The sequence below is a fragment of the Gordonia amicalis genome, assembly GCF_022059885.1.
GTDB classification, from domain to species: Bacteria; Actinomycetota; Actinomycetes; order Mycobacteriales; family Mycobacteriaceae; genus Gordonia; species Gordonia amicalis.
On record NZ_CP091855.1, the window covers coordinates 293,068 to 317,663 of the forward strand.

Sequence of the window (24,596 nt, forward strand, 5' to 3'; positions counted from 1 at the left end):
GCATGGACTTCGCCGGCGAACCATCACAGACAGACCGTCACGGTCCCGACGACCGGGACGGGCCCGCTCCCGACACCCCGGAGGAGATCGGTACCCAGCGCGTCTCCCTCGCCGACCTGATGGGTGACGACGACCCGGTCACCGACCGGCACACCCGTGACGGGCACATCACCGACGGGGGCACCGCCGATGGTGGCACCACGAACGGGGACACCACGGACGAGGGCACCACCGATCAGGTGGTCGAGGTCGGTACGCAGAAGGCCGATCTCGACGCGCTGATGGCCGAGACCGACGACACCACGGAGCCCCGCGCCATGCCCGACCCCGGCGCCGTATCCGACACCGAAGTCGGAACACAGGCGGCCACCCCCGCCTTCACGGTCGGCATCGCGCCACCGGACCGATTCGACGGCCGGACCGATCGGGTGGTCCGCACGCGGGCGACGCCGAGCACGGAGCCGGATTCCGGACCACTCGGACGGCGACTCGTCCCGCGCCGACGCCCCCCGGTCCACGAACGTCGACTCGGCAGCGGACTGGTCGAGATGCCGAAGATCACCGACATCGAACCCGAGGACGCGGTCATCGACGATCCGGTGATCGTCGAGGGCAAGCGATTCTGCTGGCGCTGCGGCAAACCCGTCGGCCGACTCGAGGGCGAAGGGGAAGGTCCACCGACCGGAGACTGCGCCAACTGTGGTGCGCGGTACTCGTTCGTGCCCGGTCTCGCCCAGGGGACGCTGGTCGCCGATCAGTACGAGATCGCCGGCGCGATCGCCCACGGCGGACTCGGATGGATCTACCTGGCCATCGATCGCAACGTGAGCGACCGGCCCGTCGTTCTCAAAGGCCTTCTGAACTCGTCGGATTCGGAGGCGCAGCGCGTCGCGGTGGCCGAGCGTCAGTTCCTGGCGTCGGTGAACCATCCCGGCATCGTCAAGATCTACAACTTCGTCGAGCACGTCGCCGACGACGGCGAGCGCTTCGGCTACATCGTCATGGAGTACATCGGCGGTCAGACGCTCAAGCAGATCACCTCCGGTGACCACGAGAAGGGGCTGCTGTCCGTCGAACAGGGTCTCGCCTACATCCTCGAGGTGTTGCTGGCCGTCGGTTACCTGCATTCGGTGGGTCTGGTCTACAACGACGTCAAACCCGAGAACATCATGGTCGGGAGCGACGAGGTCAAGCTCATCGACCTGGGTGCCGTCTCGCCGATCAACGGCTACGGACACCTTTACGGCACACCGGGTTTCCAGGCACCGGAGATCGTCAAGACGGGACCGCAGGTCGCCACCGACATCTACAGCGTCGGACGCACTCTCGCGGTGCTGACCGTGCCGATGGAGATGCGCAACGGCCGGTACGTCGACGGACTCCCCTCCCCCACCGAGACCGCCGTCTTCCGCGACAATCCGTCGTTCTACCTTCTGCTGCAGCGTGCCACCGCGCCCGACCCGGCCGACAGGTTCTCCTCCGCGGAGGAGATGAGCACCCAGGTGCTCAACGTGCTCCGCGAGACGGTCGCGGTACACACCGGTGTGCCCCGGCCCTCCCTGTCCACGGTCTTCACCCCGCAGCGCTCGACGTTCGGCACCGACCTGATGCTCGCCCCGGTCGACGGCTTCTTCGACCCCGACCAGGCCGCCTTCTACGATCCGGTCGACATCGCCACCGCGCTCCCCGTGCCCCTGGTGAACCCGCTGGACCCCGCCGCGAGCCTGTTGACCTCGGCGGCCCTGTCGGATCCGCGGCAGACGCTCGACTCGATCAACACCGCACGCGCAGAAGGGTTCGCGTCGATGTTCGGTGGCCGTCCGGTCAAGAACGCCCACCCCTCGCTGGAGATCGACCTGGCCGAGGCCCGCGCCCACCTACAGCTCGACGACGTCGACACCGCTCTCGCGCTGCTCCGCGATGTCCGTGAGCACCACGGCGATTCGTGGCGGGTGGACTGGTACATGGGCATCTGCGCGCTGATGAACGACGAACCCGAACTGGCCTACGAACGGTTCGACGAGGTACTGGGGGCGATGCCCGGCGAGGTGGCACCGAAGCTCGCGGTGGCCGGAACCGCCGAACTGATCGGCCGGTGGCTCGCCGACGAGAACGGGTCGTCGAAGTCGGCCGACAGGATCTCCCGGCTCTACGACGTCGCGCAGCATCACTACCACGATCTGTGGCTGACCGACCACAGCATCGTCACCGCCGCCTTCGGCCTGGCCCGCCTCGCCGTCGCGGCCGGCGACTACGACGGCGCGATCCGTCCCCTCGACGAAGTTCCCGCCACCAGTAGGCATTTCAACACCGCCCGGGCGACCGCGATCATCGCCCTGGTGCACGGTCGTCCCACCTCGGAGGTCACCCGGGAGCAGATCGTCGAGGCCGCACGACGACTCGAGCAGATCCCGGACTCCGAACCACGCAAGTCACGGATGCTGTTGATCGTGCTCGGCACCGCCCTCGGCTGGATTCACGACAATCCCGACGCCGAGAACGCCGACACCGAGCCCTCGACACTCCTGGGCTTCCCCTTCACCGAGTACGGAATCCGCACCGGCACCGAGAGATCCCTGCGCCAGCTCGCACGTCAGACCCGCAACAACCGCGAGCACCGGTTCATGCTCGTCGATCTGGCGAACTACGTGCGGCCGAACACGCTGTTCTGACCTCGACACGCGGCCGGCGGTGCGGCGACGAGGTCGATGGCTGCGTGCGGCGCACCCCTCCGCTCCCTGAGGCGCGAGGAGCGCAACCGGTCCGCTCACACCAGCTACCCGGCGGGCAGTGCTGCGACGAGCGCCGCCGACTGCCGCGCGATCGCGAGCTCTTCGTTCGTCGGGACCACCAGGACGTCGATCGCGCTGTCGTCGGCGGAGATCCGGCGCGCCGATCGGTCGGCGGCCGTGTTGCGGTCCGGGTCGACGACGATTCCGAAACGCTGCAACCCGTCGAGTGCGTCGGCGCGGACGCGTGCCGAGTTCTCGCCGACGCCGGCAGTGAAGGTGATCGCGTCGAGCCTCTCGAGGGCGAAAGTGTAGGCGCCGAGGTAGTGCCGCAACCGGTGGATGTAGACGTCGTAGGCACGGCGGGCGTTCTCGTCACCGGCATCTATCAACTCGGCGATCGAGCGGAAGTCGTTCTCGCCGCACAGTCCTCGGAGTCCGGACCGATGGTTGAGCAGGGTGTCGATCTCGTCGACGGACAGCTGGACCACGCGGTTGAGGTGCAGCACGAGGCCGGGATCGATGTCACCGCTGCGGGTTCCCATCACGAGACCCTCCAGCGGGGTCATCCCCATGCTGGTGTCGACGGGCTGTCCACCCGAGATGGCCGACGCCGACGCCCCGTTGCCGAGATGCAGCACGATCTGGTCGAGATCGGCGAGGTCCTTCCCGAGGAACTCGGCGACGCGGCCCGACACGTACTCATGACTGGTGCCGTGGAATCCGTACCGCCGGATGGCGTGTTCGGCCGCCACCTCGCGGTCGATGGCGTAGGTCGCGGCCGCGGGCGGCAACCCGTGGAAGAAGGCCGTGTCGAACACCGCGACCGACGGCACGTCGGGAAGCAGGGCCCGGGCCGCCTCGATACCCACGAGATTGGCCGGATTGTGCAGCGGCGCAAGGGGCGAGATGCGCTTGATCTCCGAGATCACCCAGGAGTCGACGAGTGTCGGCTCGTAGAACGACCGGCCGCCGTGCACCACGCGGTGCCCGACCGCCGCCAGGCCCGCGTGCACCAGGTCGGTGCCGTTGTCGGCGAAGAATTGTTCGGCACGCAGGACCGCCGTCAGATGATCGGGTAGCGACACCGACTCGGTGACCGTCTCGCCGTTCTGTTCGTGCGTGATCGACGAACCGGCGTCGCCGATGCGTTCGGCGATCCCGTCCGCGAGGACGACGCCGGTGTCGGGCTGGACGAGTTGGTATTTCAGCGACGACGAGCCGGCGTTGAAGACGAGGACCGCGCCGGCGGTGCCGGCGCTCAACGCGCCTCTCCGGTGGCGACCTCTTCGGTGTCGGCTTCTGCGGTGCCGGCCTCTTCGGTGGCGACCCCATCGGTGCCGGCCTCTTCGGCGTCCACCTGCTGCGCCTGGATCGCGGTGATGGCGACCGTGTTGACGATGTCGGACACGAGCGCGCCACGGCTGAGGTCGTTGATCGGTTTGTTCAGGCCCTGCAGCACGGGGCCGATCGCGACGGCACCGGCGCTGCGCTGCACCGCCTTGTACGTGTTGTTGCCGGTGTTCAGATCCGGGAAGATCAGTACCGTCGCCCGTCCGGCCACCGGGGAGTCGGGCATCTTGGTCTCCGCGACCGACGGTTCGACCGCCGCGTCGTACTGGATGGGACCCTCGACGAGTAACTCCGGCGCGCGTTGCCGCACGAGTTCGGTTGCGGTCTTGACCTTCTCGACGTCGACACCCGATCCGGACGTGCCGGTGGAGTAGGACAGCATCGCCACGCGCGGATCGATGCCGAAGGCGGCGGAGGTCTGCGCCGACGAGATGGCGATGTCGGCCAGTTGCTCATCGGTCGGGTCGGGGACGATCGCGCAGTCGCCGTAGGCGAGCACCTTGTCGGCCAGGCACATGAAGAACACGCTCGACACCGTCGAGACCCCCGGCTTGGTCTTGATGATCTCGAACGCCGGCCGGATGGTGTGGGCGGTCGTGTGCGCCGCTCCCGACACCATCCCGTCGGCGCGACCGGTGTGCACCATCATCGTGCCGAAGTAGGAGACGTCGATCACCTTCTCCCGCGCGCGGTCGAGTTCCATGCCCTTGTGCTTGCGGAGATCGGTGTAGATCCGGGCGAACTCGTCCAGGTACTCCGAGGTGGCCGGGTCGATGACGGTTACCCCGGCCAGGTCGAGTCCCAGCTCGATTGCCCGCTCCTGCACGGCATCCGGGTCACCGAGCAGCGTGAGGTCGGCGACCCCGCGGCGGAGGAGCCGGCTCGCCGCCCGCAGGATGCGATCGTCATCGCCCTCGGGGAGCACGATGTGCTTGCGCTGTGCCCGTGCACGGGAGATGAGCCGGTACTCGAACATCTGCGGGGTCACGACCGACGGGACCTCGACGTTGAGGTTGCGCATGACCACCTCGGGATCGACGTGGGTCTCCATGAGCGCCAACGCCGCCTCGATCTTGCGTGCCGACCCGGCGCCGAGCCGGCCACGGGTGTGGGCCGCGGTCCGCGCGGTGTCGTAGGTGCCGTGCGGGCAGCTGATGATCGGCAGCGTCGGCTTGAGTCCGCTGACCAGCGCCTCGATCATCGGATGCGGTTTGAGCCCACCGTTGAGGATGATGCCCGACAGCCGCGGGAATCCCTGTGCCGTATTGGCATTCACGAGGGCGAGCAGGACGTCGGAGCGATCGGCGGGCGTGATGACGACCGTGCCGTCGGTGAGGCGCTCCAGAATGTGCTCGACGGTCATGCCGCCCACCATCACCCGCAGCGCCTCGTGGTCGAGGAGTTCCTCGTCGCCGCTGTACAAGGTGGCACCGAGCGACTCCTTCAACTCACCCATGGTGGGCGCGAACAGGATCGGCTCCTCGGGGAGACACAGACTCGGCACCCCGGTGCGGCGCAGCGTCGCCCGGATCTCGTCGAGCCGATCAGGGTCACAGCGGTTCGCGACCATGGCGATCGGTGTGGCATGGGCGGCGCCGACCTCGGCGAGCAACCCCTCGGCGAGGTCGGCGATCTCCGCCGGGGACCGGTCGATGGCTTTCAGTGCGAGCACCATCGGCGCCGACAGGTTCGCGGCGATGCGTGCGTTGAAGCTCAACTCCGACGGGGTGCCGACGTCGGTGTAGTCCGAGCCGACGATCACCACGCGGTCGCACCGCGTTGCCAGTGCATGGAACCGGGCGACGATCTCGCCGATCGCGGCATCCGGGTCGTCGTGGACCTGCTCATAGGTCACGCCCAGGCAGTCCTCGTAGGGAACGTCCACGGAGTCGTAGTCGATCAGGAGATCGAGCAGCGGGTCCCGCTTGTCTCCGTTGGCGCGGGTGATCGGGCGGAAGACGCCGACCCGGCCGCCCGTCGCCGCGAACAGGGCCAACAGCCCCAGCGCGACCACGGATTTCCCGGTCTCCCCCTCTGCCGAGGCCAGATAGATGCTGGTCGTCGACTCGCTTCCGGCACCTCTGTCACCGGCAACTCGATCTCCAGCAGAGCGGTCGGAAACGGCAGCGTCGGTGGCCATGCGCCCCAGCATAGTGGCGCCCGGTGATCAGATCAGGATGCCGGGATTGCAGACGCCGTCGGGATCGACGGTCGCCTTGACCGCCCGCAACGCGTCGAGTGCCAGCGGACCGATCTCGTCGTGGTAGGCGTCGCGATGGTCGCGACCGACGGCGTGATGGTGGGTGATGCTCGCGCCCGCGGCCCTGATCGCGTTGTTGGCCGCGGTTTTCGCCGACGCCCACTCCGCGATCGGATCGGCGCCGAGCGGTGCCACCACGGTGAAGTACAGGGACGCACCGGAGGCGTAGACATGGCTGATGTGACACATCACGAGTGGAGGTGTGCCCGATGCGGTCAGGGTGTCGGTGATCGCGGCGGTGACCGAGGCGCGCAGCTCGTGCAGCTTCGACCAGTAGGTCACGGTCTCCAGGGTCTCGACCAGCACTCCGGCGTCGAGCAGCGGGTCGCGCAGGTAGGGCCCGGCGAAACGTCCTGTGCGCCAGGACTCTCCGTGACCGCTTCCCAGGGCCGTACCGCCGGCGTCGACGAGCACCTCCGACGCGGCGTCGCGGCGTCGGCGCACCTCCTGATCGCCGCCCTCGTATCCGGTGATGACCAGGCAGCCCGTCGAATCACCGCCGCGCTGCGCGGGATCGGCGAGATTGATCGCGGTCTCGACCTCGTCGGACAGCCGGATCACGGTGGGCAGCGGGCCGTCCTGGGCGAGTCGTCGCAAGGCGGTCGCGCCGTCGGCGAAGGAGTCGAACCGCCAGCCGTCGAAGAGCCGGGTGGCCGGGACGGGACGGATCCGGACCCGGACGCCGGTGATGACGCCGAAGGCGCCCTCGGAGCCGAGGATCAGCTGGCGGAGGTCGGGTCCGGCCGCGGACCGTGGCGCCGTGCCGAAGTCGAGGGTGCCGCGCGGGGTGGCGAGGACGAGCCCCTCCACCATCTCGTCGAAACGGCCGTACCCCGCCGACGACTGGCCCGCCGACCGGGTCGCCGCGTACCCGCCGATCCCGGCTCCCTCGTAGGACTGCGGGAAGTGTCCGAGCGTCCAGCCCCGGTCACGCAGGAGTGCTTCGGCGGCACTCCCCCGCAGACCCGCCTGCAGGGTGGCGACACGGGAGACCTCGTCGATCTCGACCAGACGGTCGAGACGCCGGAGGTCGAGGCTGAGGACACCGGCGAATCCGGCTCGGTCGGGCGCGAGCCCGCCCACCACCGAGGTCCCGCCGGTGAACGGCACGACCGCGACCTTCGCGGCGGCGCAGACCTGCAGGATTCGCACGACCTCGTCGTGATCGGCCGGGTAGATCACCAGGTCGGGGGCGTCGACGGCGTCACCCGCACGCAGACGCAGGAGGTCGGGAGTCGAGTAGCCGCGGGTGTGCTGGACGCGCTCGTCGTCGGAAGCGGCCACGTACCCGGCGCCGACGACGGCTTCGAGGTCGGCGCGAACGGCCGCCGGCAGGGTCGATTCGCGCGGGGTGATCGACTCGGGTGGGACGCCCCGGTCCTCGGTGGCGTCGCCGGCCAGCGCGGCCGCAGCAGCGGGTAGCTCGGTGACGCGCGCCGGGTCGCCCCAGCGCGGCCGCCGCATCTCGACGACGGGGATCGCGGTCTCGTCCGGCTTCGGCTCGTCACCCGTCCGATCCGTGCCGGTCGTCATGAGGTCACTGCTCGTTCTTGACGACCGCGCGTACGACGAGGTCGGCGATCTGCTCGTCGGTGAGCGAACTGTCCGGGATGAGCATCAGGGAGTAGATCGTGCGCACCAGGAACTCGGCGGCCCCACGCGGGTCCGGGACGAGCTGGTCCCCGATCTGCGGTTCGAGATCGGGCAGCGTCTGGTCGACGATCTGGTGGATGAGGGTCGGACCCGACGAATCGCTGGTCGCGACCAGCGCCCGGACGACTTCCTCGGGTTCCTTGCGCAGCACGTACTGCAGGGCCTCGTGCTCGCGGATGTAGGACAGCACGTTCACGACCTGCGCGCGCACCTTCCCCGCCGCGTCGGGCGCGGAGGCCGACCATTCCCGCAGCTTCACCCGCAGAAGGGACACCTCACGGTCGACGATCGCTGCGACCAGCGCATTCCGTCCGCCGAACATGCGGTAGGCGGTGGCCCGGGCGACGCCGGCATGACGCGCCACGGACGTCAGACTCAACGTCTTGGCGCCGAAGCGGGAGACGAGTCCCACTCCGACCTCCACCATGCGGTCACGATCCATGCGAAAAACTTATCGAATCAGGGTGCCCGCAGGTCCGGGCGCCTCCGATCAGGCTACCGTCCATCGGCCACCGACCGGATGTGCCGGGCGGCCACCGCGAGCGTCGCCAGGCGAAGCGTTCGGCCGCCTCGATCTCGCCCTGGGTGACCGTCACCCGCTGCAGCGCCGTCTGGTTGGAGAGTTCCCAGGCCTCGATGGCCTCGGTCGGCCAGTAGGAGACCGCGGCCGCCCGGACCGGGTCGTCGGCCAGGGTTCCGACGACGTTGCAGGTGAGGTCGCGGAGTGCGCGGTACAGGTCGTCCCGCAGCGCGGAGCGGGCCAGCGCATGCCAGCGGTCCCCGCGGGGCAGTGCCGAGAGACGGATCAGCCATCGGTCGACGTCGATGTGGTCGGACAGCGCGAAATAGACGGCCCCGACGGTCGCGATGTCGCACCCCGTCTCCTCGGCCACTTCCGCGATGTCGAGGACGCTGTAGCGGTACAAGCCCTCGGCCACCCGCCGTGCGATCGCCGGCGGAACCCCGGCCTCGGTGTATTGGGCCACCGCCGATTCGATGCGGGCCGCCTCGTCGCGGCGCAGCCAGATCGACACCTGCGGCGCCGAGTCCCGGACGATCCGGAAGCGCTCGATCGTCTCCGTCACCGGGATCGGCTGCGGGCGGCGCGTCAGCAACCAGCGCGACGCACGGTCGAGGAGCCGGCGCGCCTCGGCGATGATCTCGTACTCTACCTCGGGACGCAGACCGGCCGCCTCGATGTCGGACTGCAGCTCTGCCAGTCCCATAACCTCCACGGCGACGACGAATGCCCGCACGATGTCGGCGGCCGCCGCGCCGGTCTCCTCCCGCAGCCGGAACGCGAACGTCAGGCCGCCGAACGCGAAGAGATCGTTGACGAGTTCGGTGGCGATGACCTCGGTCCGCAACGGGAAGTCGTCGACATCGCCCAGATCCGCGAGGGCTTGCGGGAAGTACCGCGTGAGCCGGTCGGAGAAATAGGGATCGTCGAAAGCGCCCGTCCCCGCACAGAGCTCGGTCTTCACATCCAGCTTCGCGTGCCCCATCAGCGTCGCCAGCTCCGGCGACGTCAGGCCCTCGCCGCGTCGGGCCAGCGCCGCGAACCCCTCTGCGGTCGGCACCCCACCGGTTACCTGGAGGGGCTCGCGGCTGCCGGAGCGGTCGGGGTGATCGCGGAACTCCTCGACGCCGACGTACCCGATTCCGTTGCGGCGAACGCTGATCGCCTCGAGCTGCCCGTGGTGGTCCTCGAACGCGCGATCCGCTTCGTGGACGTCACCGAAGAGGTGCACAGCGCCATCGTCGCCGACCAGTACGAGGAGGTCGTCTTCTCGCGGCACGTCCACGAGGTGTTCACCGGACTGGGGATGCGCCGGGCGGAAGTCACGGAGATCGTCGAGGCCGCAGCCGAACTCATCGACTCGGCGGTCGTCCTGGAGGATCTCACCCGGCAGGTGCTGGCATTCGCCGGTCGAGTTACTCCGGCGAAGGATCTGTTGCGCGACTGGGAAAGACGCTCCCGACTCACGCCGACCGGACGGGAGACCTCGACCTCCGGCCCCGAGGGATGGCTCACCGCGCCGGTGGGTGCGCATCGCCAGGAGTGGGGACGGCTCGTGGTCCCCCACCCCGGCGACCTCGGCGAACGCGCGCGCATGCCGTTGGAACGCGCCGCGCAGGCCCTCGCACTGCATCGGATGATCGAACAGAACTGGACCGAGCTGGAGATGCGTGCCCAGAACGGTCTGGTCGACGATCTGCGGCTGGGACGGATCCCCGACGAGGCCGAAGCCACCGCACGCGCCCATGCGCTGGGTCTGCAGCCGGGACTGACCTACGCGCCGTTGACGATTTGCGTCGTCGAGTCGGTGAGCGCCGACCAGGTGATGGCACAGGGCCGCTTGACGCGGGCGCTCGATTCGGTGCGGCACTCCGTGCGGGGTGTGGGACGCACGGCATTGACCGCGCTGCGTCCGACCGGCCAGATGGATCTGATCCTGTCGTTGCCCGCCTCCCGGAACACCGACGTGATGACCGAGGTGTGTACAGGGCGGATTCAACTGGTCGTCGCAACACCATGATCATGGAGGTGTTCGCGGTGGCTACGGCGGACTGGAGTTGGAAGACCAGCGATGTGGCGGTAGGTGTTCGTCGGCAGTGGCGTGCTGATCGTGCACTTCGGCCGGCGATGCGATCGCCGGGGCGGCCGGAGCCGTCGCGGCAGGTGCAACGTGAGTTTTGGCGGGTGGTCGCGACGGGGGTGAGCACGGCGCAGGCATCGATCGCTGTCGGTGTGTCGGTGCCGGTGGGTACACGCTGGTTCCGCCACGCTGGCGGCATGAGGCCGCTGAGTCTGGATGAGCCTTCGGGCCGCTATCTATCGTTCGCCGAACGGGAAGAGATCGCGCTGCTACGCGCCCAGGATCGTGGGGTGCGTGAGATCGCACGGCGGATCGGGCGCAGTCCGGCCACGATCTCACGTGAGCTACGGCGCAACGCCGCAACCAGGAGCGGGAAGCTCGAGTATCGGGCGTTGGTGGCGCAGTGGAAAGCCCAGCAGGCCGCCAAGCGCCCAAAAACAGCGACGCTCGTGGCCCACGTCGAGTTGCGGGAGTACGTACAGCACCGCCTGGCCGGCGTTGTCCGCCGTCCCGATGGCACGATCGCTGCGGGCCCCACGCCACCACCGTGGAAGGGGCTTAACAAACCGCACCGTGCCGACCGGCGGTGGTCGCTGGCGTGGAGTCCAGAGCAGATCTCCCAGCGTTTGAAGGTCGACTTCCCCGATGATGAATCCATGCGTATCAGTCACGAGGCGATCTACCAGTCCCTGTTCATCGAGGGCCGCGGCGCGCTCAAACGTGAGCTGGTGGCGTGCCTGCGCACCGGACGTGCACTGAGGGAGCCGCGGGCCTGCTCGCGCAACAAGCCGCAGGGTCACGTCACCTCCGACGTCGTGTTCAGTCAGCGCCCTGCCGAGGCCGAGGACCGTGCCGTCCCCGGGCACTGGGAGGGTGATCTGATTATCGGAACTGGGAGATCGGCGATCGGCACTATCGTTGAACGTCGTAGTCGTGCAACACTTCTGGTGCATCTGCCACGCCAGAAGGGCGGGGGTGAGCAGCCGCCTGTGAAGAACGGGCCCGCACCCGGTGGCTACGGTGCCATCGCGATGAATGCAGGACTGACAGCGTCGATGGCCGTGCTGCCGCAGCAGTTGCGCAAAACGTTGACGTGGGATCGCGGCAAGGAACTGTCTGCTCACGCCCAGTTCGCGATGGACACCGGAACGCAGGTGTTCTTCGCCGATCCGCACTCACCGTGGCAGCGACCGTCGAACGAGAACACCAATGGTGTTCTGCGTCAATATTTTCCTAAGGGAACTGATCTGTCGCGGTGGTCAGCTGAGGACCTCGAGGCTATCGCCTACACCCTCAACAGCCGTCCTAGAAAAGTCCTCAACTGGAAGACCCCCGCCGAAGTCTTTGGCGAACAACTACACTCGGTACAACAACCCGGTGTTGCATCGACCGATTGAACGCGCCCAGCGATCCACACCTCACTCCTGCGGGTCGACGGCGTCGTCCGCGTGACGATCGGTGTCGCACCGGACTCGACGCGGCTCGTCGACGCCGCGCGCGGTCTCGCGGAGTCGGCCCACGTGGCCGAAGCGGCGCTGTCACTACCCAAGAGCGACAAGGTGTTCCATCGGACGACCGACGTCCGGCTGCGTGGCCTGATCGCCGTCATCCGGTCCGACGCCCGCGTCCAGGCGTTCGCCGAGACCGAACTGCGCGGCCTACTCGAACACCACGCGCGTCACGACGACAACCTGCTCGAGACGCTGCGACGCTTCATCGGGTTGGGCGGCAACAAGGCCGAACTCGCCAAGGCGATGAACCTCACCCGACCGACGGTCTACGCCCGTCTCGCACGGATCGAACGCATTCTCGGCGTCGAACTCGACGACGCCGAATCCCGGACGTCGCTGCATGCGGCACTGCTCATCCTCGACAGCCGGCCGGAAGCCGAACGCGGCCGCTGACGCAGGATCGGGGCCCGCGCTCATCGCAGCAGGCCGACCACCGCTTTTCGCACCTCAGGAAGCGGCTGTGCCCCGGATCTGCTGGACAGTGACGACGCGCAGACCGTGTTCGTCGGCGAATTCGAACGCCTCACCGGCGTCGGCCATCTGCGTCTCGTCGCGCACCGACACCAGGTCGGTGAAGGCAACGACACCGGAAAGCCCCGCGCGGCGGGCGAGTTCACCCAGTTCGCGTGCACGGCCGTACGACGCCGCGGCGTCGGCGGCGACACCGACGACCAGGACGTGGCCGGGCCGGGTGAAGTCCGCGTGGCCGAGCCGGTCGTCGGCCAGGGCCCGGAGGGTGCGGGCGCGGTCGGCGGCCGAGATGCCGGTTCCGACACCGGCAACCGCATCCACCGAGACCGCGAAATCGGTTGGTGCACCCGGGGTCACGTCACCGGCGGGCAGCATCGGCGGCAGCCCGAGGACCCGGCATCGATCGGCGGGCAGCGACACCGTCACGAGACCCGAGCCGAACCGGATGACGAAGGCCATCTCCTCGGTGGTCGCGGGTTCGGCGGCGAGTGCGAGTACCACCCGCCCGGATTCGACGTCGGACACGACGACGGGACGTCCGCCACGCACGTCGTCGAACACCTCGTGCGCGATGTGCGACGAATCCTGCGCAGGGGTGGCACGTTCCAGCAACACGGTCATCGTGAATCCTCTCGGAGGAAGAGTGGAGCGGCCGCCGACCGATCGGACCCATCACGATCGATCGGCGGCCGGGTTCTGGTGGAACACCTGCCCTGAGGCAGGACTTGCTCAGACGCGCTCGGCGAATTCGCCCGCGTCGGGATCGACGGAATCCGCTGCGTGCCGGACTCCGGCGGCCTCGTCTTCCGCGGCCAATCGCTCGGCCTGCGGGACAGCGAGCCACAGTGCGAGGCCGATCGCGACCACACCACCGAGGAGCTTGCCCACGAGCATCGCGCCGATCATGTTCGGCTGGAAGTTCGCGGTGAAGGCGACGTAGTCGCCGATCGCGAAGCCGGCGCACACCGCGAACGAGATCGTCAGCACCTTGTCGCGCGCCGGCATCAGCGGGACCACGCGGAACAGGGCGAGGACGTTCGCCGCGCCGGCGAAGAAGCCGGTCATGCCCGCCTCGGAGACCCCGACGCGATTGCCCAGAGCAGCCAACGGCTTCTCGAGCCAGGTCCTGATGGCGTAGACCATCGGGAACGCACCGGCCAGCATGACACCGACATAGCCGGCGACCTCGAGGGCTCGGAACTGGTCCTCCTCGTCGGCGATGAACGGCGCCAGTCCCCATGAACCGAACAGCCACGAGAAGACACCCGTGAAGTATTCGACGATCCCCAGCGCGAGTGCGGCCGCGGTGACGCCGCGGATCAGCTGCCCGAAGGCCATGAATCCCGAGATTGACTGACGGGGGAAGAACTTCAGCAGCATGGCCAGAACGACCATCAGCAGAACCAACGGGATGAGGTTCAGGAGGATGTCGCCGACCGGCAGGTCGAACGGCTTGCTGGCCTCCGAATCCGTCGACACGTCCTCGCGGAGCAGCACACCCGTCTGCGACAGGATCAGCGTCATGAAGAAGGCGGCGAACGGGATGCCGAGCAGGCCCGTCATCACCCCCAGCGCCATGTACTTGTGGTCCTTCTTCGGCAGCATCGCCAAGCCGACCGGAACGCTGAAGGCGATCGTCGCTCCCGCGGTCATCGCGACCGCGAAGGCCAGGATCCACGCGTTGTGACTTCCGGCGACCTCGTGCGACAGCTGGTAGGCGCCCTGATCGGCGGGGATGAACGAACTCACCGCAACCGCGGCGTCGGAGTGCATCCACCGGTACACCGGTGCGATCCACTTGTCGATCCCGTCCGCGAGGAACGGGATGATCGACATCATGCCGCCGACCGGGATGAAGATCGAACCGATCGATGCGAGGCCCTCACGGAATTCCTCGCCAGCGGCGACCCCGGCTTGAAGATGTACGCACCGGCCCCGAGGAGCAGGAACGCCATCATGATGTAGACGATGATCTGGCCGAACAGTTCCATCAGGCCGACCTCCCTTCAAGTGATTTCAGTTGCACGCTCATCTGCCTGGCCCCTTGTCCTCGGCGCCTCAGCGACCCGCGAGCAGACCGCCGTCGATGAGCAGTTCGGCACCGCTGATGTACGAGGCATCATCGGAGGCCAGGAACGCCACCGCGGGGGAGATCTCCTCCGCGGTGGCGTTCAGGCGACCCATCGGGATGGTGGTCAGGGTGGCCTCTTCGGCGCCCTCGCCCAGCTGGGCGAACTCGTCACGCAGCATCTGGGTGTCGATGTAACCCGGATGGATGCTGTTCACGCGGATGCCGAACCTGCCGTAGCTGAAGGCGGCCGACTTGGTCATGAGTGTCACCGCGCCCTTGGACGCGACGTAGGACAGGTAACCGTCCGCACCGACCAGGCCGAAGATGCTCGAGGTGTTGATCACCGAGGCGTGCTTGCTCTTCTTGAGCAGCGGGATCATCGTGTGGAACGACAGGAAGATGGACTTCTGGTTGACGTTGGTCGTCTTCTCCCACGCGGCCTCGGTGGAGAGCTCGGCCGGGTGGATGTCGGCGAGGATGCCGGCGTTGTTGACCAGGATGTCGAGGTGTCCGACGGTGGCCTCCAGCTCGGCCGCCAGCGTCTGCCACTGCTCGATGCGGCTGACGTCGAGCTGATGGAAGACGACCTGCAGGCCCTCGGCTTTCAGGGTGCGCTCGGCCTCCGCGCCGACCTCGGCATTGATGTCGGCGAAGTGGACCATCGCACCCTCCTGCGCGAGGCGGCGGGTGTGCTCGAGTCCCTGACCGCCGGCACCGCCGGTGACCAGGGCGATGCGGCCCTCCAGGCGGTTGGCGACAGGTGCGGTGCTGCTCATGATGAAATACCTTTCAGTGCTCGTGAATCCTATGGGTGCGGTGCGTGCGGCAGCACCGTCTGTGGAGGGGGACTCTCTTGTCCCCCGAAGTGAGGCGTAACCTGTGGGTCGGACCGCTGTGACCCGGGCTATCGATTGACGACGTAGAACTTGCGGACGGTTTCGAGGACCTCCCAGGTCGCGGTCTCATCGGCGTCGATGACGAAGGTGTCACCCGCGGCGATCTCGAAGACCTCCTCGGAGGGATGGACGGTCACCCGTGCGCGACCGGCCACCAGAGCCACCGACTCGGGGCCCGCCACGTTGCGCAGCACACCCGGCGTCATCTGCCAGATGCAGTGCGACTGTCCGCCGTCGGTCCACAGCACGCGCGAGCTGATGATGCCGGTCTCCGGGTCGGTACGCTCCCGATCGACGAGGTCGGCCTCGGCGATGCGGAGGTGACGGGAGTCGACGATGGTGCCCAAGGCATGGTCCTTTCGGGATGAGTCGGCCCGCCGGAGGCCGTTGTCCGGCGGGCCGATCCAGATGTCGGTGAAGCGGCGGGCCTCAGCCGTTGAGGTGGGCGAGCTGCGGGGCGACCTTCGCGCCGAGGAGCTCGAAGCTGCGTCGGTAGGGTTCCGGGTTGTCGGTGTACTCGTGGACGAAGCTGACCAGGGTGCCGAAACCACCGACGGCGTTGTACAGCTCCTCGATGCGGGCGGCGACGGTGTCCGGCGAACCGATGATGAAGAAGTTCTCGATCATCCAGTCCAGGTCCAGGTCGTCTTCGTCGATCAGGCCGCCGGTCAGCAGCGGACCGAGCCCCAGCCCCTTGAAGGTCGGGATGTTGTACTTGCCCCACAGGGTGCCCATCGCGCCGTTGCGGACCAGGTCGAGAGCTTCCTCGTCGGTGTCGGCGACGAAGATGTCGCGGCAGACGCGCCAGTCGGCCTTCGACGGGTTGTATCCCGCTTCCTTCGCCGCGGTGGAGTAGGTCTCCCAGTGGTTGATCCAGGTCTTCTCGTGCACCTGCTGGCTCAGCAGGTAGGCACCGCGGGAACCGGCGAACTTGATCGTCGAGGAGTTCTCCGACATGCCGGTGATCATGATCGGGATCTGAGCCTGAGCCGGCTTGAGGTGCGGGCCGGCGATCTCCTCGTCGTAGGCGGGCATGTCGACCGAGAAGTACTCACCCTCGATCTTGAAGGCGCCTTCGCGCTTGAAGATCGCCTCGAGGATGTCGAGTGCCTCCACCATCATCTTCGAGTTGTTGGCACCGCCACCGGTGCCGAACAGCTGCGCATCCGAAGCGTATGCGCCCGGGGCGATTCCGGCGATGTACCGGCCTCCGGTCATGTGGTCGAGCCACATCATCCGGTGCGCCAGCGCGACCGGGTTGTGGTACGGCAGCAGGTGTGCGGCCGCGCCCAGGGTGAGCCGCTCGGTCACCCTGGGACGCGGCGGCGATCATGGCGTCGGGGGCGGGCGACGGCTCACCGCCGAGGGTGTAGTGCTCGGCGAAAAAGGCCTCGTCCCAACCGTATTCCTCGGCCCATTTCACGAGCTGGAGGTCCCAGTCGATGACCTCTTTGGCGGTGCGCTTGCCGTGGGCGTAGTCGTGCGAGTAGGGCGCGCTGAAGGTTCCGAATCTCATTGATCTCCTCTTTCTCGATGGACCGGCGGGCGCCGGGTGGGTAGGGCGGGATGGCCGGCCGGCGCGATGCGCCGTCGGGTGAGTTCTGGTGGCTGGGGCCTGGGGGAAGGAAGGGGGCGTCGGCTCGGCGAGCCGGCGGAATCCGCTGCGATGGAAGATGATCGGCTCGCGCGGCGTGGACTCCTCCGCCTGCCCGAGTTCGAGGACCTCACCGAGCACGATCACGTGGTCGCCGCCGTCGAGAATGTCCGCGATCCGGCAGTCGAACCAGGTCACCGTCTCACCGAGGATCGGATTGCCGGTGTAAGTCGTTGTGTAGTCGAGGGATTCGAATCGGTCCCCGCCGCTCGAGGCGAACTTGCGGGCCAGCTCCGAGTGCTGCTCCGACAGGATGTTGACCGCGAACGATCCGGTTTCGGCGATCACCGGCCAGGTCGTCGAGGTCCGGGCAGGAGCGATGGCGATCAGCGCCGGCTCGAGCGAGAGCGACATGAACGACTGGAGCGTCATGCCGTGCGGCCGGCCGTCGTCGACACCGGTGACGATCGTGAGGCCGCTGGGGAACTGGCCGACGGCCTTCTTGAACGCGTCGTGGTCGAACGCTTGGGTTGGCATGAACCACCCCTTCCGGAGTTCTGAACCTTTGTTGAAACTTTGTTGGACGTAAACCCAAAGGCGAGCATCCTCGCTGCCAACGGGTAGTTCTCAAGCTTTCCGCGCCGTAACAAGCGAACTCATTGGTTACACGGGTGTTAACCGGGGCGGGATTCTAGCCAGTTCCCGACCCGCACATACCGTCGAAATTGAGACACAACTGAACGTTTGTTGGACCTGGAGGTGAGCAGAGAGCGGACATGCACCTGGTAAGACACTTGAGACCCCGGCGTTCAGCTCGGCGAGCAGGGCGTGTCAGCCCGACCACGCCGAGCTGAAATCCGCCCCCGAAAACCGCCCCCGTAATCCGCCCTCCAGCAGGACGCCGGCGACATATCGTCCGTGCCGGACTTACAGAGGGCTCATCCCCGGGGTGCATTTTCGGTGGATGGCTACGGGGGCGTCGTCGATCGGGATCAGGCTTTCGCACCCGCGGAACGGGTCTTCACCTGCGGGTATTCGCGCGACTCGTCGGTGCGGATGATCGCGAGCACGACCTCGCGGAGCTCTGCGTCCGACCAGGACGCGTCACCGACGTTGCGCTGGACCGCCGATCCGTCCCAGACCGCTTCGAGGATGGTGGCCACTCGCGCCGAGCAGTACGTCTCGACACCCGATTTGGCACGCTTGGACCACTTCCGGATGAGCTGCCGGTAGGCCTTCTCGCGGACACCCTGCGCGTACATCTCCCACATGAGCACGACGGATTGGGTGTCCTCCGAAAGCTTTCGCGTCATGTCGACGACTGCGTCGGCGAGATCTTCGTCGTTCCGGACGAACGTGAATCCGCTCTCGTACTTCTCGGAGATGCGGTCCACGTAGTAGGCGAACGCGTCGAGGAGCAGTTCATCGAGATCGGCGTAGTGATAGTTCACGGTGCCCAGCGCGAGGTTTGCTGCGCTGCACACCTTTCGGTGGGTCACGCTCTTGACGCCGCTCTCGGTGATCACCTGCAGAGCTGCTTCCATGAGAGCGGCACGGGTCGCCTCGGACCGCGCATTCTTCGCTTTCATGAGCCCTTCCCCGACATCGACGGAACTGCGATTATCGCACTCCGGAGTCGCGCACCGCAGTGGCACCCTGCGCATCGATGACGCCGGCCGGCGCGACACTCTCGACACCACCGCCTCGGCGGGTGCGCGGCAGCAGCCGACGGGCGATCGCCACCCCGCCGATGCACAGCACGCCGCCGATGATGCCGATACCCGTCGGGAGTTCGTCGAGAATCGCCCAGGACATCACGATGACGATCGCGGGAACCACGAGCGTCGTCGCCGCCATCGCGCCCGCATCCGTGCGCGCAAGCGCGTAGGCCCAGGTCGAGAAGGCGATCGCGGTGGGACCGATGCCGAGATAGATCACCGCGGCGACCGCCGACGCGTCCGCGTCGGCGAGTTCGGCGATCGCGGCCGGCGCGAACGGGAGCGTCGCGACGAGACCGGCGAGCGCACCGAGCCAGGTCGCGGTCAGCGCGCCGACCGTGCGGAGCGCGGACTTCTGGATGAGCACTCCGGTCGCGTAGAGGACCGCGGCACCGAGGCCCAACAGGATGCCGAACCAATCGGCGTGTGCGTCGGCGGTGGCCGAACCACCGACCGCGATGAGCACGACCCCGGCGAAGGCGATCGCCATCCCGATCACCAGGTGTCGCGGAAATCCCTCTCCCAGAAAGGCTCCCGCCGCCAGCGCGACGAGGATCGGGGCGAGGTTCACCAGCAGGGACGCAGTGCCGGCATCCAGATGCTGCTCGGCCCAGTTCAGCAGCACGGTGTAACCCGCGAACCAGGCGACACCGTAGGCGATCACGAGACCCAGTGCCCGTCCGCGTGGAAACCACGCGGGGACCGGACGGTCGTCGACGACAATGCCCCGTCTCCGCAACCGCACCACCAGCATGATGGCCGTCAGCGGGACGACCGCCGCGAGCAACCGCACGAACGCCATCGACCCCGGCGAGAACGAATCCCCCAGCGCACGAATGCCGATGAATGCCGACGCCCACAACACCACGGTGACCACCGCAGCGAGCGCAGGCAGAGAGACGACGCGGATGCGTGGCGGGAGCAGGGGCACGGTCCCAGCGTCGCGTATCGCGCCTTGAAGGACAAGCGATTTCATGGGCTTCGACAAGCTCAGCCAGCGAGGACGGCTCAGCCAGCGAGGACCGCTCAGCCAGCGAGGACGACTCAGCCCGCGAGGACGACTCAGCCCGCGGGGGCGGCCCAGCCAGCGGGGACCGCTCAGCCGGTGAGGGCGGCCCAGCCGGCGGAGCGGGGTTAGCTGTACTGACCCGGGACGTTAGGTACGGGGTTCGGCGAGTCGGCGTGACATAGGGAAGACCTCCGAGTGAGGTGTGGAGCTGTCTAAGAACCGCTCCTCAACCGGAGGTCTTCATGTCTCACCGTAATTCACCGTTGTCCCCGACTGGCCGGCTGCGTCTGGCTCGGTGTGTTGTCGAGGATGGGTGGCCGCTGCGGCGTGCCGCGGACCGTTTCAATGTCTCGGTGACCACGGCCAAACGGTGGGCCGACCGCTACCGCGACCACGGGCCCGCAGGGATGGTTGACCGCTCAAGCCGGCCCCGCTCATGCCCGCATCGCACCACCCGTCGCCGGGAACGCCGGGTGGTGGGGTTACGCGTGTCGCGCCGTTGGGGACCAGCTCGGATCGGGTTCCACCTGGGGTTGAACGTGTCCACAGTCCACCGCATCCTCACCCGGTACCAGTGTGTGCGGTTGTCGTGGACCGACCCGGCCACCGGAGCACCGGTGCGTGCACGACGACGTGAGGTTCGCCGGTATGAACGCGAAGCTGCCGGGGACTTGATCCACGTCGACATCAAGAAGCTGGGCAGGATCCCCGACGGTGGTGGGCACCGCGTGCACGGCCGCGCCCGAGGCGGCCGCAATTCCAGTGCCCATCGCGATCCGTCCCGGCCCCGCACCGTGCATGGCCGCCCCAACCTGGGATACGCCTACCTGCACCACGCCGTCGATGATCACTCCCGATACGCCTATTCGGAGATCCTCGCTGATGAGAAGAAGGAAACCGCGACCGCGTTCATGACCCGGGCCTTGGCCCACTTTGCCTCGATCGGCGTCACGACCACACGGGTGATGACCGACAACGGGTCCTGTTACCGGTCCAGAATGTTCCGGAAACGATTGGCCGACAACGGGATCAAACACAAATGGACACGACCGTACCGGCCGCAAACCAACGGCAAGGTGGAACGATTCAACCGCACACTGCAAGAGGAATGGGCCTACGCCCGCCCCTACAACAGCGAGACCGAACGCGTGGCCGCCTTCGACGAGTTCCTGCGCATCTACAATCACGAACGCGGCCACACCGCACTCAGAGGCGACTCACCCGCCGACCGCGTACCCAACCTGGCGGGTCAGTACAGTTAGCCGAGCTTGCGCAGGCGCGGTTCCAGGTCGCGCTGGAAGTTCTCCAGGAACCGACGCTGGTCGTGGCCCGGCGCGTGGAAGACGAGGTGGTTGAGACCGGCGTCGGTGTAGAACTTGACCTTCTCCACGGCCTCGTCGGGGTCGGACGCAACGATCCAGCGCTTGGCGACCTGCTCGATGGGCAGTTCGTCGGCGAGACGTTCCATCTCGGTGGAGCTGTTGACGCTGTGCTTCTGCTCCGGCGTCAGTGACAGCGGCGCCCAGAAGCGCGTGTTCTCCAGTGCCAGTTCGGGATCGGGATCGTAGGAGATCTTGATCTCGATCATCTTGTCGATGGCGTCGAAGTCCCGTTCGGCCTTCTCCGCACCTTCCTTCACCGCCGGCAGCAGCTTCTCGGTGTAGAGCTCGGCGCCCTTGCCCGAGGTGCAGATGAAGCCGTCCCCGGCGCGACCCGCATACCGGGCGACGACCGGACCACCGGCGGCAACGTACACCGGGATCGGTTGTTCCGGAACGTCATACATGTACGCACCCTGCGTGTGGTAATACTCGCCGTCGAAGTTGACCTCGTCGCCGGTCCACAGTTCACGCATGAGAGTGATCGCCTCGCGCAGGCGGGCGAAGCGCTCCTTGAACTCGGGCCACTCGCCCTGGAAGCCGGTGGCGTATTCGTTGAGCGCCTCGCCGGTGCCGACACCGAGCATGATGCGGCCCGGGTACATGCAGCCCATCGACGCGAAGGCCTGGGCGATGACGGCCGGGTTGTAGCGGAAGGTCGGGGTCATGACCGATGTGCCGATCTGAACGCGCTTGGTGCGCTCGCCGACGGCCGCCATCCACGCGAGCGAGAAGGGAGCGTGGCCGCCGTTGTGCCGCCACGGCTGGAAGTGGTCGCTCACCGCGACCGAGTCCAGTCCGTGTTCCTCGGCCGCGACCGCGATCTCCACCAGCTCGCGCGGATCGAACTGCTCCGCCGATGCCTTGAAACCGAGCTTGAGTTCTGCCATGAGCCTCGCCCCTAACCGTCGGCCGTGCCGACCTGACATTCCCTGGTCGATCCGCTGATCGTGATCGCCGTCTGTGACCTCAGTTACCAACCTAGAGCATGGGTGGCGGGACGCCTCTCCAGCTCCCGGCGTGCACCTCCACCCGCATCCGGAAGGGACGAATGGACCTCAAGTTGACTTGAAGTCCTACCCTGGGCGACATGAGCATGGAGTCGGTCGCGTGGGACATGATGTACAAGTCGTCGACCTCGCCGGACGGTAAGCGGTTGCGGGGGGATCGGCGTACGACGCTGCGTCGGATCAGCGGGTTCGCCGGACCCCATCGCCGCCGGATAGCGCTGTTCCTCGTGCTGTCCGTGTTCACCGCGGTCCTGACGGTGGTCACGCCGCTCCTCGCCGGACGCGTCGTCAACCTCATCACCGACAGCGGGTCCGAGGCGATGATCGTCGGTCTCGCGGTGACGATCGCCCTGATCGCCGTCGCCGAGGCGGCGGCCGGAATCGGGGTGCGGTGGCTGTCGTCGAACATCGGCGAGGGCCTCATCCTCGACCTGCGACGCGCAGTCTTCGACCATGTCCAGCGGATGCCGGTCGCCTTCTTCACCCGCACCCGGACCGGCGCCCTGGTGAGCCGGCTCAACAACGACGTCATCGGCGCGCAACGCGCCTTCAGCGACACGCTCTCGGGCGTCGTGTCGAACATCGTGACGCTCACGCTGACGCTGGGCGTGATGATCTACATCAGCTGGCAGATCACGCTGCTCGCCCTCGTGCTGCTGCCGATCTTCGTGGTCCCGGCGCGCCGGATGGGACGCCGGATGGCCGCCCTGTCGCGTGAGGCCGCCGAGCACAACGCCCGGATGTCCACCCAGATGACGGAACGGTTCTCCGCACCCGGAGCCACCCTGGTCAAGCTGTTCGGACGTCCCGACCTGGAATCACGCGAGTTCGCCGACCGTGCGGATCGCGTGCGCGACATCGGTGTTCGACGCGCGATGCTGCAGGCCTACTTCTTCACCGCGTTGACGCTGGTCTCGGCGCTCGCGCTCGCCCTGGTCTACGGGCTCGGGGGATGGCTTGCGGTGAACGAACATCTGTCGGCGGGTGCGGTCGTCTCGCTCGCCCTGCTCCTCACCCGCATGTACGCCCCGCTCACCGCGCTGGCGAACGCACGGGTCGAGATCATGAGCGCGCTGGTCAGTTTCGAGCGCGTCTTCGAGGTCCTCGACCTGACACCGCTGATCACCGACGCCCCGGACGCACGCCCGGTCCCCGGCACCGAAAGCGGCCGGCCGGTCCCGGTGTCGGTGCGCTTCGACGACGTCTCCTTCGCCTACCCCGCCGCCGACAAGGTCTCGCTGGCATCACTGGAAGAGGTTGCACAGCTGGACAACCGGGCGGGTACGACGGTTCTGCACCACGTCGACCTCGATGTTCCCGCGGGCAGCATGGTGGCTCTTGTCGGCAGTTCGGGTGCGGGCAAGTCGACGATCGCGAGTCTCGCGACCCGGCTGTACGACGTCGACGAGGGCTCGGTGCAGCTCTCCGGCGTCGACATCCGCGACCTGCAGACCGCGTCGGTGCATCGCACCGTCGGCCTGGTCACCCAGGACGGCCACCTCTTCCACGACACCATCCGCGCCAACCTCGTCCTCGCTCGACCCGACACCTCCGACGAGGAGATCTGGGACGCGCTGCGCCGGGCGCGTCTCGACGAGCTGGTGGCGTCGTTGCCCGACGGACTCGACACCATCGTCGGCGAACGCGGATACCGCCTCTCCGGCGGTGAGCGCCAGCGGATGACGATCGCGCGGCTACTGCTCGCGCAGCCGTCGGTGGTGATCCTCGACGAGGCGACCGCACATCTGGATTCGACCTCGGAGGCGGCCGTTCAGGAAGCATTGGGCGAAGCCCTCGAAGGCCGGACCTCGATCGTGATCGCACACCGCTTGTCGACGATCCGCGCGGCGGACCAGATCGTGGTGCTCGAAGCAGGACGCGTCGTCGAACGTGGCGATCATCCGACGCTGCTGGCGCGCAACGGACGCTACGCCGAGCTCTACCGCACGCAGTTCGCCGACGACGGCGACGAGGGCGAGGACGACGGCGGGACGCTGAGCGCCTGACTCCGGCTTTCCCGGAGGGGGCTCACCAGAACCTTCGGATCAGGCAGCAGGGGGAGGGTTGTCGTCGAGGTCGTCGAAGTTGTCGATCAGCGGACGCCGGGGGCGCTTCGGGTCCTTGGCGCGCTCTGCGCGGCGGCGGCGGATCTGCAGCACGATCAGCACGATGTTGACCACGATGATGGCGATCCCGACGGCCACCCAGAACCAGCGGCCGTCGCGCCACCAGTCGACGGTCAACCAGCCCAGGCAGACGATGAGGATGGCCGCGCCGACGCTGGTCATCGTCGTCGACAGCGTCTGCGCGCCGCGGGAGAAGTCGGGGCCGGTACTCACGGG

General features: G+C 67.5%; 20 protein-coding genes and 2 pseudogenes. 6 read left to right on the forward strand and 16 right to left on the reverse strand.

Features of this window, described 5'->3' with window-relative positions:
- Window positions 1–2 precede the first annotated feature (2 nt).
- The gene (locus IHQ52_RS01375; RefSeq protein ID WP_198362477.1) at window positions 3–2,672 is read left to right on the forward strand and encodes a serine/threonine-protein kinase; all 2,670 of its coding nucleotides are present in this window, start codon (window positions 3–5) and stop codon (window positions 2,670–2,672) included.
- A gap of 104 nt (window positions 2,673–2,776) precedes the next feature.
- Here IHQ52_RS01375 and IHQ52_RS01380 read toward each other — a convergent pair whose 3' ends face one another.
- The 5 genes from IHQ52_RS01380 to IHQ52_RS01400 are packed head-to-tail and all read right to left on the reverse strand — an operon-like array spanning window position 2,777 to window position 9,575.
- Window positions 2,777–3,994 (reverse strand): acetate kinase, encoded by a 1,218-nt coding sequence (locus IHQ52_RS01380; protein WP_096274766.1) that lies wholly within the window; start codon window positions 3,992–3,994, stop codon window positions 2,777–2,779.
- Window positions 3,991–6,234 carry a phosphate acetyltransferase gene (gene pta, locus IHQ52_RS01385; RefSeq protein WP_096274767.1) on the reverse strand — a complete coding sequence of 748 codons (2,244 nt, stop codon included), beginning with the start codon at window positions 6,232–6,234 and terminating at the stop codon, window positions 3,991–3,993. Before pta ends, IHQ52_RS01380 begins: the two co-directional genes overlap by 4 nt.
- 15 nt (window positions 6,235–6,249) lie before the next feature.
- Window positions 6,250–7,875 carry an FAD-binding oxidoreductase gene (locus tag IHQ52_RS01390; protein WP_096274768.1) on the reverse strand — a complete coding sequence of 542 codons (1,626 nt, stop codon included), beginning with the start codon at window positions 7,873–7,875 and terminating at the stop codon, window positions 6,250–6,252.
- 4 nt (window positions 7,876–7,879) lie between these two features.
- Entirely contained in the window at window positions 7,880–8,437 is a 558-nt protein-coding gene (locus IHQ52_RS01395) for a TetR/AcrR family transcriptional regulator (RefSeq protein ID WP_006436732.1), read from the reverse strand.
- Window positions 8,427–9,575 (reverse strand): NAD-glutamate dehydrogenase domain-containing protein, encoded by a 1,149-nt coding sequence (locus IHQ52_RS01400; protein ID WP_157753409.1) that lies wholly within the window; start codon window positions 9,573–9,575, stop codon window positions 8,427–8,429. Before IHQ52_RS01400 ends, IHQ52_RS01395 begins: the two co-directional genes overlap by 11 nt.
- A gap of 45 nt (window positions 9,576–9,620) precedes the next feature.
- Here IHQ52_RS01400 and IHQ52_RS01405 point away from each other — a divergent pair, with 45 nt between their 5' ends.
- From IHQ52_RS01405 to IHQ52_RS01415, 3 genes and pseudogenes are all read left to right on the forward strand, one after another.
- Window positions 9,621–10,535 (forward strand): PucR family transcriptional regulator ligand-binding domain-containing protein, encoded by a 915-nt coding sequence (locus IHQ52_RS01405; RefSeq protein ID WP_232513032.1) that lies wholly within the window; start codon window positions 9,621–9,623, stop codon window positions 10,533–10,535.
- A gap of 2 nt (window positions 10,536–10,537) precedes the next feature.
- A complete protein-coding gene (locus IHQ52_RS01410) occupies window positions 10,538–11,992 on the forward strand; it encodes an IS30 family transposase (protein WP_420871246.1) in 1,455 nt (484 codons plus the stop codon).
- Window positions 11,993–12,004: 12 nt separating this feature from the next.
- Window positions 12,005–12,499 (forward strand): annotated as a pseudogene (locus IHQ52_RS01415) (PucR family transcriptional regulator); the annotation flags it as partial.
- A 54-nt stretch (window positions 12,500–12,553) separates the two neighbouring features.
- Here the strand turns inward: IHQ52_RS01415 and IHQ52_RS01420 are convergent.
- From IHQ52_RS01420 to IHQ52_RS01455, 9 genes and pseudogenes are all read right to left on the reverse strand, one after another.
- Window positions 12,554–13,198, reverse strand: coding sequence for a 3,4-dihydroxy-2-butanone-4-phosphate synthase (locus IHQ52_RS01420; RefSeq protein WP_006436736.1), 645 nt, complete (start codon window positions 13,196–13,198; stop codon window positions 12,554–12,556).
- A gap of 108 nt (window positions 13,199–13,306) precedes the next feature.
- On the reverse strand, window positions 13,307–14,446 hold the full coding sequence (gene eutH / locus IHQ52_RS01425; RefSeq protein WP_232513151.1) for an ethanolamine utilization protein EutH: 1,140 nt from the start codon (window positions 14,444–14,446) through the stop codon (window positions 13,307–13,309).
- On the reverse strand, window positions 14,413–14,568 hold the full coding sequence (locus IHQ52_RS01430; protein WP_232513162.1) for a hypothetical protein: 156 nt from the start codon (window positions 14,566–14,568) through the stop codon (window positions 14,413–14,415). Before IHQ52_RS01430 ends, eutH begins: the two co-directional genes overlap by 34 nt.
- A gap of 67 nt (window positions 14,569–14,635) precedes the next feature.
- Window positions 14,636–15,424, reverse strand: coding sequence for an SDR family NAD(P)-dependent oxidoreductase (locus tag IHQ52_RS01435; RefSeq protein WP_096274771.1), 789 nt, complete (start codon window positions 15,422–15,424; stop codon window positions 14,636–14,638).
- A 128-nt stretch (window positions 15,425–15,552) separates the two neighbouring features.
- Window positions 15,553–15,891, reverse strand: coding sequence for a cupin domain-containing protein (locus tag IHQ52_RS01440; protein WP_096274772.1), 339 nt, complete (start codon window positions 15,889–15,891; stop codon window positions 15,553–15,555).
- Between the two features lie 82 nt (window positions 15,892–15,973).
- Window positions 15,974–16,855 carry an LLM class flavin-dependent oxidoreductase gene (locus IHQ52_RS01445; RefSeq protein WP_096274773.1) on the reverse strand — a complete coding sequence of 294 codons (882 nt, stop codon included), beginning with the start codon at window positions 16,853–16,855 and terminating at the stop codon, window positions 15,974–15,976.
- Window positions 16,856–17,249: 394 nt separating this feature from the next.
- Window positions 17,250–17,675, reverse strand: a pseudogene (locus IHQ52_RS23725) (flavin reductase family protein); the annotation flags it as partial.
- 455 nt (window positions 17,676–18,130) lie between these two features.
- On the reverse strand, window positions 18,131–18,727 hold the full coding sequence (locus IHQ52_RS01450) for a TetR/AcrR family transcriptional regulator (RefSeq protein ID WP_096274775.1): 597 nt from the start codon (window positions 18,725–18,727) through the stop codon (window positions 18,131–18,133).
- A gap of 31 nt (window positions 18,728–18,758) precedes the next feature.
- Window positions 18,759–19,787, reverse strand: coding sequence for a DMT family transporter (locus IHQ52_RS01455; protein ID WP_096274776.1), 1,029 nt, complete (start codon window positions 19,785–19,787; stop codon window positions 18,759–18,761).
- A 320-nt stretch (window positions 19,788–20,107) separates the two neighbouring features.
- On the opposite strand from IHQ52_RS01455, the gene IHQ52_RS01460 reads away from it, so the two are divergent.
- Window positions 20,108–21,127: an IS481 family transposase gene (locus IHQ52_RS01460; RefSeq protein ID WP_096273188.1), complete on the forward strand. Its 1,020-nt coding sequence runs from the start codon at window positions 20,108–20,110 to the stop codon at window positions 21,125–21,127.
- Here the strand turns inward: IHQ52_RS01460 and fgd are convergent.
- Entirely contained in the window at window positions 21,124–22,134 is a 1,011-nt protein-coding gene (gene fgd / locus IHQ52_RS01465; protein ID WP_191834573.1) for a glucose-6-phosphate dehydrogenase (coenzyme-F420), read from the reverse strand. The two genes, IHQ52_RS01460 and fgd, sit on opposite strands and share 4 nt — an antisense overlap.
- Window positions 22,135–22,334: 200 nt before the next feature.
- Between fgd and IHQ52_RS01470 the strand changes: the two genes are divergently transcribed.
- Entirely contained in the window at window positions 22,335–24,260 is a 1,926-nt protein-coding gene (locus IHQ52_RS01470) for an ABC transporter ATP-binding protein (RefSeq protein ID WP_191834574.1), read from the forward strand.
- A 39-nt stretch (window positions 24,261–24,299) separates the two neighbouring features.
- On the opposite strand, the gene IHQ52_RS01475 is transcribed toward IHQ52_RS01470, so the two are convergent.
- A complete protein-coding gene (locus tag IHQ52_RS01475; protein WP_191834575.1) occupies window positions 24,300–24,593 on the reverse strand; it encodes a hypothetical protein in 294 nt (97 codons plus the stop codon).
- Between the last annotated feature and the right edge of the window lie 3 nt (window positions 24,594–24,596).

Coding starts and splice junctions, on each gene's coding strand:
- IHQ52_RS01435 (WP_096274771.1), bottom strand. CDS start 15,424: ATGAGCAGCACCGCACCTGTCGCCAACCGCCTGGAGGGCCGCATCGCC.
- IHQ52_RS01375 (WP_198362477.1), top strand. CDS start 3: ATGGACTTCGCCGGCGAACCATCACAGACAGACCGTCACGGTCCCGAC.
- IHQ52_RS01460 (WP_096273188.1), top strand. CDS start 20,108: ATGTCTCACCGTAATTCACCGTTGTCCCCGACTGGCCGGCTGCGTCTG.
- IHQ52_RS01410 (WP_420871246.1), top strand. CDS start 10,538: ATGGAGGTGTTCGCGGTGGCTACGGCGGACTGGAGTTGGAAGACCAGC.
- IHQ52_RS01420 (WP_006436736.1), bottom strand. CDS start 13,198: ATGACCGTGTTGCTGGAACGTGCCACCCCTGCGCAGGATTCGTCGCAC.
- IHQ52_RS01470 (WP_191834574.1), top strand. CDS start 22,335: ATGAGCATGGAGTCGGTCGCGTGGGACATGATGTACAAGTCGTCGACC.
- IHQ52_RS01450 (WP_096274775.1), bottom strand. CDS start 18,727: ATGAAAGCGAAGAATGCGCGGTCCGAGGCGACCCGTGCCGCTCTCATG.
- IHQ52_RS01430 (WP_232513162.1), bottom strand. CDS start 14,568: ATGGAACTGTTCGGCCAGATCATCGTCTACATCATGATGGCGTTCCTG.
- IHQ52_RS01395 (WP_006436732.1), bottom strand. CDS start 8,437: ATGGATCGTGACCGCATGGTGGAGGTCGGAGTGGGACTCGTCTCCCGC.
- pta (WP_096274767.1), bottom strand. CDS start 6,234: ATGCTGGGGCGCATGGCCACCGACGCTGCCGTTTCCGACCGCTCTGCT.
- fgd (WP_191834573.1), bottom strand. CDS start 22,134: ATGGCAGAACTCAAGCTCGGTTTCAAGGCATCGGCGGAGCAGTTCGAT.
- IHQ52_RS01390 (WP_096274768.1), bottom strand. CDS start 7,875: ATGACGACCGGCACGGATCGGACGGGTGACGAGCCGAAGCCGGACGAG.